Source organism: Cupriavidus sp. FW305-3-2-15-C-LB2, assembly GCF_058787575.1.
On sequence record NZ_JBYSZW010000010.1, the window covers coordinates 127,831 to 137,995 of the forward strand.

Here is a 10,165-nt window from a genome sequence, read left to right on the forward strand (position 1 = left end):
GTGCCGCCTCTAAACCAGTATCGGACTTTATTTGGCCGACACGGACAAATCGCGCGGGCCGACCCTGTAAACTCGCGGCTTTTCGTTTTTTGCCGTCCGGGTTCCACAAGATGCCGGATCGGCGGAAGGTCCAGCGACCCTGATGTCTTCCCCCTCGCATTCCCACGCCCACGAGCACCAGCACCCGGTGGTCGAGCACGACCACCTCAAGCGCAGGCTCAAGGCCCGCCACCTGAGCATGATTGCCATCGGCGGCGCGGTCGGCACCGGGCTGTTCGTGGCCTCGGGCGCCTCGATCGCGCAGGCCGGCCCCGGCGGCGCGCTGCTGATGTATATGCTGCTCGGGCTGATGGTCTATTGCCTGATGACCAGCCTGGGCGAGCTGGCGGTGCATATGCCGGTGGCCGGCTCCTTCGTCACCTACAGCGCGCTCTATGTCGACGAAGGCTTCGGCTTCGCGCTGGGCTGGAACTACTGGTTCAGCCTGGCGGTGACCATCGCCGTGGAACTGACCGCGGCGCAGCTGGTGATGCAGTACTGGTTCCCCGAAATGCCCGGCGTGGTCTGGAGCGCCGCGTTCCTGCTGCTGATGTTCGGGCTCAATGCATTCTCGGTGCGCGGCTTCGGCGAGGCCGAGTACTGGTTCGCGCTGATCAAGGTGGTGACCGTGATCGTGTTCCTGGGCGTGGGCCTGCTGATGATCTTCGGCATCATGAAAGGCGGCCCGCAGTCTGGCTGGCACAACTTCACCATGGGTGACGCGCCCTTTGTCGGCGGCATCCCGGCCATGATCGGCGTGGCGATGATCGCGGGCTTCTCCTTCCAGGGCACGGAAACGGTGGGCGTGGCCGCCGGCGAAGCGGAGAACCCGGCCAGGACCATCCCGCGCGCGATCCGGCAGACCTTCTGGCGCATCCTGCTGTTCTATGTGGTCGCGATCCTGATCATCGGGGTGCTGATTCCCTATACCGATCCCAGCCTGCTGCGCAACGACGTCACCGACGTGGGCGTGAGTCCGTTTGCACTGGTGTTCCGCCACGCCGGCCTGGCCTTTGCTGCGGGGCTGATGAACGCGGTGGTGCTGACCGCGCTGCTCTCGGCCGGCACCTCCAGCATGTATGTGTCGACCCGGATCCTCTACGGCCTCGCCGTCAGCGGCCGCGCGCCGCGCGCGTTCGGCAAGCTGACCGTGAGCGGCGTGCCGTTCAATGCGCTGCTGGCCACCACCGCCGTGGGCGCGCTGTGTTTCTTCAGTTCGCTGTTCGGGGACAAGGCGGTCTACCTGTGGCTGCTCAACACGTCGGCCATGACCGGCTTCTTTGCCTGGCTGGGCATTGCCATCAGCCATTACCGCTTCCGTCGCGGGCTGGTGCACCAGGGCTATGACGTTGGCATGCTGGCCTACCGCTCGCCGCTCTATCCCTTCGGCCCCATTTTTACCGTGGTGCTGTGTGTGGTGATCGTGGCCGGGCAGAACTACCAGGCGTTTGCGGATATTCCGAACCGGTGGCCGGAGATCGTGGCGACCTATATCGGCGTGCCCGCGTTCCTGGCGCTGTGGTGGGGGTACCGGGCGGTGAAGAAGTCGCGGCTGATCGACTATGAGGATATGCCGTTTGACTTGCCAAAGCCGGCGGTTTTCGGCCCTCTCCCGCAAGCGGAAGAGGGAGCACACAGTTGGCAAGGGGAGCGCACAGTGGCCGAAGTCAAACCTCCAGCCACTCCTTCCTGATTTGCGAGTTGGCCTTCAGTTCCGCGGGCGTCCCCTCGAACACAATATGCCCGTGCCCCATCACGTAGACGCGCTGGGAAATATCCAGCGCGATCGCCAGCTTCTGCTCGATCAGCAGCACGGAAATACCCCGCTCCTTCAGCGTCTTCAGGTAGTCCCCGACCAGGGCCACGATCATCGGCGCCAGGCCTTCGGTCGGTTCGTCGATCAGCACCAGGTCGGGGTCGCCCATCAGCGTGCGGCACAACGTCAGCATCTGCTGCTCGCCGCCGGAGAGCACGCCGGCCGAGGTGTTCTCGCGCTCCTTCAGCCGCGGGAACATGTTGAACATGTCCTCGACGGTCCAGCGCGGCCTGGCCTGCCGTGGGTTGCGCTTCTCGCCCAGCAGCAGGTTCTGCCGCACGGTCAGCGTCGGAAAGATATCCCGGTTCTCCGGCACATAGCCGATCCCGAGGTGCGCGATCTCGAAGGTGCGCCGCCCCAGGATCTCTTCGTCGCGAAACCGCACCGAGCCCTCGGCCTTGACCATGCCGAGGATGGCCTTGGCCATGGTCGAGCGCCCCACCCCGTTGCGGCCCAGCAGCGCGACGATCTCGCCTTCGTCGATATGCGCGTCCACGCCGTGGAGGATATGGCTCTTGCCGTAGTAGGCGTGCAGGCCCTGGACGTTCAGCATGCGCTTGCCCATCAGTGCGCTCCTTCGGTGGCTTCCTCGTCGAGGGTTGTGCCCAGGTAGGCTTCCTTGACCTTGCGGTTGTTGCGGATGGCCTGCGGGGTGTCCGTGGCGATCACTTCGCCGTAGACCAGCACAGAGATGCGGTCGGCCAGGCCGAACACCACGCTCATGTCGTGCTCCACCATCACCAGCGTCTTGCCGACGGTGACCTTGCGGATCAGCTCCACCGCGTGATCGGACTCGGAGCGGCTCATGCCCGCGGTGGGCTCGTCCAGCAGGATCACCTCGGCGCCGCCGGCGATGGTGATGCCGATCTCCAGCGCACGCTGCTCGGCATAGGTCAGCAGGCCCGCCTGGCTGTCGCGGCGGTGCTGCATGCCGATCAGCTCCAGCACCTCCTCCGCGCGCTCGCGCGTGTCGCGCAGGCCCTTGAGCCGGTGCCAGAACGAATACTTGTAGCCGAGCGACCACAGCACCGCGCAGCGCAGGTTCTCGAACACCGACAGCCGATGGAAGATGTTGGTGATCTGGAAGCTGCGCGACAGCCCCATGCGGTTGATCACGAACGGCTGCAGCCCGCCGATCTCCGCGCCATTGAGCCGCACGGTCCCGCTGCTCGGCGCAAACCGGCCGGAAATCAGGTTGAAGGTCGTCGACTTCCCTGCGCCATTGGGCCCGATCAGCGCATGGCGCTCGCCCTTCGGGATGCTCAGGTTCACGCCGCGGATGATTTCCGTCTGGCCGAACTTCTTGCGTACATCGGTCAGTTCCAGTGCCGCTGTCATGGCCTGCCTCCTGCGATTTCCATCTGTACCTTGTCCCACGCGCTGCGCACCCGCGCCGCCGCCAGCCGCCACGCGAACAGGCCAGCCGCCCACAGCGCGGCCGCCGCCAGCCATGGCGTCCAGGTTGCGGCATCGAAGCCGACGCCGAACAGCGACATCGTGGTGCCGTTGGCGCTGTCGACCTGCACCTTGTAGACCAGCTCGACCGTCAGGATCATGGCCAGCAGCAGCACCACGGCGGCGCCGCCGGCACGCGCGTAGGACGGCAGCATGCGGCCCAGCTTGCCCTTGCCCAGCAGCGGCACCTGCATCAGCAGCAGGCTGGCCAGCCCGCCCGGCACGAACATCACCATCAGCACGAAGAACAGGCCCAGGTACAGCAGCCAGGCCTTGGTCAGGTCCGACAGCGCCACCGCGAACAGCACGAACACCACCGCGCCGATGATGGGCCCGAAGAACACGCCCGCGCCACCGATGAACACCGCCAGCAGCACGCCGCCGGAGCGCACCGCGCTGACGTTCTCGGCCGAGACGATCTCGAAGTTGATGGCGCCCAGCGCCCCGGCGATACCGGCGAAGAATGCCGACAGGATCAGCACCAGGTAGCGCACGCGCTGGGTGTTGTAGCCGATGAACTCGACCCGCTCGGGGTTGTCGCGCACGGCGTTGGCGATGCGGCCCAGCGGCGTCTGCGTCCAGGCGTACATCGCCACCATCGACAGCAGGCACCACGCCGCGATCAGGTAGTAGACCTGGCGCCCGGGCCCGAAGGTGATGCCCAGGAACGGATCGCCGACCACGCGGTTGGTGGAGATGCCACCCTCGCCGCCGAAGAACTCCGGAAACATCAGCGAGCTGGCGAACACCATCTCGCCGATGCCCATGGTGATCATGGCAAAGGTGGTGCCGGACTTCTTGGTGGTGACGTAGCCGAAGATCACGCCGAAGAAGGCGCCGGCCAGGCCGCCCACCAGCGGCAGCATCGACACCGGCAGCCAGACCTTGCCCGCCCCGACCATGTTCAGCACATGCACGGCGATAAACGCGCCCAGGCCGGAGTAGACCGCGTGGCCGAACGACAGCATGCCGGTCTGCCCGAGCAGCATGTTGTACGACAGCGCAAAAATGATCATGATGCCCATCTGCGACATCAGCGTGATGGCGAAGCCCCCGGTGAAGATCAGCGGCAGCACCAGCATGACCAGCACGGTCAGGCTCCAGATGATCCAGCGCGCCAGGTTCAGCGGGCGGTAGCGCAGGGTGCGGCCGGTCACCACCGGCTCGCGGGGTTGTTGCATCGCTTGCTCCATGGTGTCAGCTCTCCCGGGTTCCCATCAGTCCACGCGGGCGGAAGATCAGCATCACCACCAGCAGCAGGTACGGCAGCACCGGCGCCACCTGGGCCACCGTGAGCTTCCACAAGGAATAGAACGGCGTGGCCTCGCTGACCGCCAGCCCCAGGCTGGTCATCAGGCCCGCCAGCGAGGCGTCGATGGTGACCGCGAAGGTCTGCAGCACGCCGATCAGGATCGACGCAATGAAGGCGCCCACCAGCGATCCCATGCCGCCCACCACCGCCACCACGAACACGATCGACCCGACCGCCGCGGCCATCGATGGCTCGGTGACAAAGGCATTGCCGCCGATCACTCCCGCCAGCCCGGCCAGCGCGGCGCCGCCGCCAAACACCATCATGAACACGCGCGGCACGTTGTGGCCCAGCGCCTCGACCATTTCCGGGTGCGTCAGCGCGGCCTGGATCACCAGCCCGATGCGGGTACGCGTCAGCACCAGGTAGATCGCCACCAGCATGCCCAGCGACACCAGCATCATGAAGGCGCGGTACTTGGGGAAGGACGAGGTGAACACCGTGAACAGCGGCCCGTCCAGCTCCGCGGGGATCCGGTACGGCACCGCCGCCAGGCCCCACACCAGCTTGACGCCCTCTTCCATCAGGTAGGCCAGGCCGAAGGTGAACAGCAGCTCGGCCACGTGGCCGTACTTGTGCACCGTGCGCAGGCCGAAGCGCTCCACCAGCGCGCCCGCGCCGGCCACCAGCAGCGGCGCGAAGATCAGCGCCGGCCAGAACCCGACCTTGCTGGCGATGGTGTAGGCGAAGTAGGCGCCCAGCATGTAGAAGCTGGCATGGGCAAAGTTGAGCACGCCCATCATGCTGAAGATCAGCGTAAGGCCCGATGACAGCATGAACAGCAGCAGCCCGTAGCTGATGCCGTTCAGCAGTGAGATGACGAAGAATTCCACAGCGTGTCCTTCAAGCTGGCGCCGCCATGCGTGGGCATGCCGGCGTCCGTCCGGTTGGATTGAGGGTGAGCGCCCCCCTCCGGGGGCGGTTGCCCGCCCCGGACGCTCCCCGGTATCGACCGAAAAAGACTGAAAGTATGCAGGATCGGGCGGCCACTTTGTCAGCGTGGCCGGCCCGTCACGGACAGGATCAGCCCGGCCGCTTCATCTGGCAGGAGGTCGGCTGGGCCGACACGTACTGGTCCATCAGCGCGTTGGTCTTCCAGCCGTAGCCGGTGTTTTCCTGGTCGTACTTGATTTCCTTGCCATCCACCTTGGTCCAGGTGGCGACCACCAGCGGCTGCTGCGCCTGGTGGTCCGAGTTGCGCATCTCGACCGTGCCGTTCATGCTGTCGACCTTGATGCCCTCGAGCGCCTTGGCGACCTTGATCGGATCGGTCGAGCCGGTGTCCTTGAAGGCCTTGGACAGCATGGCAATGCCGGTGTAGGAGGCCATCACGTAGAAGTCGTCGTTGTACTTCTTCTTGAAGCCCTCGATGACATCAGCCCCCTTGAACCCCTTGTTGTTGGGGTTGTAGTAGCCGACATACTTGACGTGCTCGGCGCCGGTGGCGCCCATCGCCGTGGGCACGCCGGTGGTGCCGGCGTAGTAGGTGTAGTAGTTGGTGGTCAGGCCGGCATCCTTGCCCGCCTTGATCAGCAGCGCCAGGTCGCTGCCCCAGTTGCCGGTGATCACGGTATCGGCGCCGGAGGCCTTGATCTTGGCCGCGTACGGGGCAAAGTCCTTGACCTGGGCCAGCGGGTGCAGGTCTTCACCGACGATCTGGATGTCCGGGCGCTTGCGCTTCAGGTAGTCCTTGGCGGCACGCGCCACCTGGTGGCCGAACGAGTAGTTCTGGTTGATCAGGTAGACCTTCTTGACGTTCGGGTCCTTGGCCAGGAAGGTGGTCAGCGCCTCCATCTTCATGTCCGAGTTGGCGTCGAGCCGGAAATGCCAGAAGTTGCATTTGGAATTGGTCATGTCCGGGTCCACCGCGGCGTAGTTCAGGTAGACGATTTCCTTGCCCGGATTGCGCTCGTTGTGCTTGGCCACCGCGTCCTGCAGCGCCAGCCCGACCGACGAGCCGTTGCCCTGCACGATATAGCGGATGCCCTGGTCGACCGCCTGCTTGAGGATGGTCAGGCTTTCCTGCGGCGACAGCTTGTTGTCGAAACCCACCACCTCGAACTTGTGCGCGCCGGCCCAGTTCTTCTGGTTGGCGATGTCGGCGACATACTGCCAGCTCTTGAGCTGGTTCTGCCCAACGGGAGCCATCAGCCCCGATAGCGGGTCAATGAAGGCAATCTTCACCGTATCCGCGAGTGCGGTACCTGAAACCAGCGCAGAACCCAGTGCGGCAAACACGGCCACACCGGCCACCAGCGGACGCATTTTGGTCATACCTGTCTCCTTCACTCTTGTCGTTGGCTTGTCGTCGAATTTGGCTGGCTGCGCGGCGTCCTCCATGCCACGCCTTGCAGCCGCCCCGAACACGCCATGCCGCAAGCAGGCATGGCGCACCGGAAAGCGCGTGCCGGCGTCAGGCAGTCGGCAGCTTGTAGTCCTTGAACTGCTCGCGCAGCTTGAGCTTCTGCATCTTGCCGGTGGCGGTCAGCGGGATCTCGGTGACAAAGGCCACGTCGTCCGGGATCCACCACTTGGCGACCTTGCCATCGAAGAACTGCAGCAGTTCTTCGCGGGTGACTTCGGCGCCGGGCTTCTTCACCACCACCAGCAGCGGGCGTTCATCCCACTTGGGGTGGTAGGCCGAGATGCAGGCCGCCATATGCACCGCGGGGTGCGCGGCGGCGACGTTCTCGATATCGATCGACGAGATCCATTCGCCGCCGGACTTGATCACGTCCTTGCTGCGGTCGGTGATCTGCATGAAGCCATCGGCGTCGATGGTGGCCACGTCGCCGGTCGGGAACCAGCCGTCGGCCAGGGGGCTGGTGCCATTGCGGTAATACTGCTCGATGACCCATGGGCCGCGCACCATCAGGTCGCCGAAGGCCTTGCCGTCCCACGGCAGCTCCTTGCCTTCGCCGTCGACAATCTTCATGTCCACACCGAAGATCACGCGGCCCTGTTTTTCCTGGATTTTGTGGCGATCCGCGTCAGAGAGAGCTTCGTGCCTGGCTAGCAGCTTGCACGCCGTGCCAAGTGGTGACATCTCGGTCATGCCCCAGGCATGGATCACTTCGACGTTCAGCGCCTCGAACGCACGGGTCATCGCGGGCGGCACAGCCGAGCCGCCGATCACGGTGCGACGGAAGCTGGAGAACTTCAGCTTGTTCGACTGCACGTGCTGGAGCAGGCCGAGCCACACCGTCGGCACGCCGGCGGAGAAGGTCACCTTCTCCTGCTCGAACAGTTCATAGATCGACGCCCCGTCCAGCTTGGCACCGGGCAGCACCAGCTTGGCGCCGACCAGCGGCACCGAGTACGGCAGGCCCCAGGCATTGACGTGGAACATCGGCACCACGGGCAGGATCACGTCGCTGGCGGAGCAGCCCAGCGCGTCGGGCAGTGCCGACGCGTACGAGTGCAGCACCGTCGAGCGGTGCGAGTACAGCGCGCCCTTGGGGTTGCCGGTGGTGCCCGAGGTGTAGCACAGGCTCGACGCCAGATTCTCGTCGAACTGCGGCCATTCGTAGTCGCCGTCCTGCGCGTCGACCAGCTCCTCGTAGCACAGCAGCGGCACCTTGGATTCGGCCGGCATATGCGCGCGGTCGGTCATCGCCACCCAGCCCCTGACGTTGGGGCAATGCGGCGCCACGCCTTCCACCAGCGGCAGGAAGGTCAGGTCGAAGAAGACATAGCCGTCCTCCGCATGGTTGACGATATAGGCAATCTGCTCGGGAAACAGGCGCGGGTTGATGGTATGGCAGACGGCGCCCATGCCGGACACGCCGTAGTAAATCTCGAGGTGGCGGTAGCCGTTCCAGGCCAGCGTGCCGACGCGCTCGCCCTGCTTCACGCCCAGTGCGCCGAGCGCCTGCGCCAGCTTGCGGGCGCGCAGTTCGCAATCGCGGTACGTGTAGCGATGCAGGTCGCCCTCCGTGCGCCGCGAGACGATCTCGGTGCTGCCGTAATAACGCGCGGCGTGTTTGATGATGGAGGAAATGAGCAGCGGCGCGCTCATCATTTGACCCATCAATGCCATGAACCTGCCTCCTGAAAGTCTTGTGTGATTCGCCTGAAAACGAACAACCGTACTATTTTTTGTCGGTCGTTTCCATGCACCAAATCGGCGTCCGGCCGATCTCGTTGTGCACTGCCGTACTGTTGTTGTGTATTGCCGTCGGGGTTGCCGCCGGCATTGCCATCGAATTCGGGGCCGCAATTCTGCGAAAAGCCCATGCACCGGATTCATGTGCGCACTGAAGGAGGAAAATAACCGTGCGGTGCATGGCGGCATTAACTCGGTCGAGCGGTCGAGTGCCGTTGAGGACGTACAATACTGCGTGGCATGTTGCACCTCAACATGTCGTTTTCCCTAGCCACCACCGCATTTTCGTGCCCCCGGCATGCCGCGCCGCACCGCCTTTTACGCGGTTCGCCGCACATGGACGAGCGCACGGAATTCGCACCGCCCCTTGCGCCCCGAGGCGCCCCTACGCGATGCCAGACACGCCCCAGTCACAAGCTCCGCAGCCCTCCGACGCAGCCACGCCGGCAACGCTGTCCGCGCCCTGGCGCACCGCGCCCGGCTTTGCCGAACTCGGCGCGCAGTTCTTCACGCGGCTGCGCCCGACGCCGCTGCCAGCGCCCTACCTGGTGGGGGTGGCGCCGGCCGCTGCGGCCCTGCTCGGCTGGGATGCCGGCATCGGCAGCCAGCAGGACTTCATCGAGACCTTTATCGGCAACCAGGTGCCGGACTGGGCCGACCCGCTCGCCACGGTCTATTCCGGGCACCAGTTCGGGGTCTGGGCTGGCCAGCTCGGCGACGGCCGCGCCATCCGCCTGGCGCAGGCCGAGACCGCCACCGGCCCGTGGGAAATCCAGCTCAAGGGCGCGGGCCTGACGCCCTACTCGCGCATGGCCGATGGCCGCGCGGTGCTGCGCTCGTCGATCCGCGAGTACCTCTGCTCCGAAGCCATGGCCGCACTGGGCGTGCCGACCACGCGCGCGCTGTCTATCATGGGCTCGGACGCGCCGGTGCGGCGCGAGACCATCGAAACCTCCGCGGTGGTGACCAGGCTGTCGCCGACCTTTATCCGCTTCGGGCACTTCGAGCATTTCGCCGCGCACGACGACGTCGCCGCGCTGCGCAAGCTGGCGGATTTCGTCATCGACAACTTCATGCCCGCGTGCCGCGACGACGCCCAGCCCTACCAGGCGCTGCTGCGCGAGGTCTCGCTGCGCACCGCCGACCTGATCGCGCACTGGCAGGCGGTGGGCTTCTGCCACGGCGTGATGAACACCGACAATATGTCGATCCTGGGCCTGACCATCGACTACGGCCCATTTGGCTTCCTCGACGCGTTCGACGCCAACCATATCTGCAACCACTCCGACACGCAGGGCCGCTACGCCTACAGCCAGCAGCCGCAGGTGGCATTCTGGAACCTGCACTGCCTGGCGCAGGCGCTGCTGCCGCTGTGGCTGCCGCCAGAGGATGCCGACCAGGAAGGCGCGCGCGACGCTGCCGTGGCAGCCGCGCGCGC

At 65.4% G+C, this 10,165-nt stretch carries 8 protein-coding genes (1 of these 8 cut by a window edge); 2 read left to right on the forward strand and 6 right to left on the reverse strand.

The genetic code is table 11. From position 1 onward, the window contains the following. Positions 1-142: 142 nt before the first annotated feature. A complete protein-coding gene (locus tag AC3WRR_RS10440; protein WP_439668797.1) occupies positions 143-1,732 on the forward strand; it encodes an amino acid permease in 1,590 nt (529 codons plus the stop codon). On the opposite strand, the gene AC3WRR_RS10445 is transcribed toward AC3WRR_RS10440, so the two are convergent. The 6 genes from AC3WRR_RS10445 to AC3WRR_RS10470 all read right to left on the reverse strand — a co-directional run bounded on the left by AC3WRR_RS10445 (position 1,707) and on the right by AC3WRR_RS10470 (position 8,661). Further along, positions 1,707-2,420, reverse strand: a complete 714-nt coding sequence (locus AC3WRR_RS10445; protein WP_011615132.1) for an ABC transporter ATP-binding protein — start codon at positions 2,418-2,420, stop codon at positions 1,707-1,709. The genes AC3WRR_RS10440 and AC3WRR_RS10445 overlap by 26 nt on opposite strands. Continuing rightward, positions 2,420-3,193, reverse strand: a complete 774-nt coding sequence (locus AC3WRR_RS10450; RefSeq protein WP_010810049.1) for an ABC transporter ATP-binding protein — start codon at positions 3,191-3,193, stop codon at positions 2,420-2,422. The genes AC3WRR_RS10445 and AC3WRR_RS10450 overlap by 1 nt, the downstream gene beginning before the upstream one ends. Next, positions 3,190-4,503 (reverse strand): branched-chain amino acid ABC transporter permease, encoded by a 1,314-nt coding sequence (locus AC3WRR_RS10455; RefSeq protein WP_010810050.1) that lies wholly within the window; start codon positions 4,501-4,503, stop codon positions 3,190-3,192. The genes AC3WRR_RS10450 and AC3WRR_RS10455 overlap by 4 nt, the downstream gene beginning before the upstream one ends. Positions 4,504-4,507: 4 nt before the next feature. After that, on the reverse strand, positions 4,508-5,455 hold the full coding sequence (locus tag AC3WRR_RS10460; RefSeq protein WP_010810051.1) for a branched-chain amino acid ABC transporter permease: 948 nt from the start codon (positions 5,453-5,455) through the stop codon (positions 4,508-4,510). 190 nt (positions 5,456-5,645) lie between these two features. Then, positions 5,646-6,896, reverse strand: a complete 1,251-nt coding sequence (locus AC3WRR_RS10465; RefSeq protein WP_010810052.1) for a branched-chain amino acid ABC transporter substrate-binding protein — start codon at positions 6,894-6,896, stop codon at positions 5,646-5,648. Between the two features lie 139 nt (positions 6,897-7,035). Next, complete coding sequence (locus AC3WRR_RS10470; protein WP_037023305.1) at positions 7,036-8,661, reverse strand: 3-(methylthio)propionyl-CoA ligase; 1,626 nt, start codon at positions 8,659-8,661, stop codon at positions 7,036-7,038. 458 nt (positions 8,662-9,119) lie between these two features. On the opposite strand from AC3WRR_RS10470, the gene AC3WRR_RS10475 reads away from it, so the two are divergent. After that, a protein-coding gene (locus AC3WRR_RS10475) for a protein adenylyltransferase SelO (protein ID WP_492296874.1) crosses the window boundary here: on the forward strand, positions 9,120-10,165 show its 5' portion. 568 nt of this gene lie beyond the right edge of the window; 1,046 of the gene's 1,614 nt are visible here — the first part of the coding sequence; its start codon is at positions 9,120-9,122; its stop codon lies off the right edge, out of view.

Excerpts from the sequence above, each read along its gene's own strand:
- AC3WRR_RS10440 (WP_439668797.1), top strand. The coding sequence starts at position 143 with ATGTCTTCCCCCTCGCATTCCCACGCCCACGAGCACCAGCACCCGGTG.
- AC3WRR_RS10445 (WP_011615132.1), bottom strand. The coding sequence starts at position 2,420 with ATGGGCAAGCGCATGCTGAACGTCCAGGGCCTGCACGCCTACTACGGC.
- AC3WRR_RS10450 (WP_010810049.1), bottom strand. The coding sequence starts at position 3,193 with ATGACAGCGGCACTGGAACTGACCGATGTACGCAAGAAGTTCGGCCAG.
- AC3WRR_RS10455 (WP_010810050.1), bottom strand. The coding sequence starts at position 4,503 with ATGGAGCAAGCGATGCAACAACCCCGCGAGCCGGTGGTGACCGGCCGC.
- AC3WRR_RS10465 (WP_010810052.1), bottom strand. The coding sequence starts at position 6,896 with ATGACCAAAATGCGTCCGCTGGTGGCCGGTGTGGCCGTGTTTGCCGCA.
- AC3WRR_RS10470 (WP_037023305.1), bottom strand. The coding sequence starts at position 8,661 with ATGGCATTGATGGGTCAAATGATGAGCGCGCCGCTGCTCATTTCCTCC.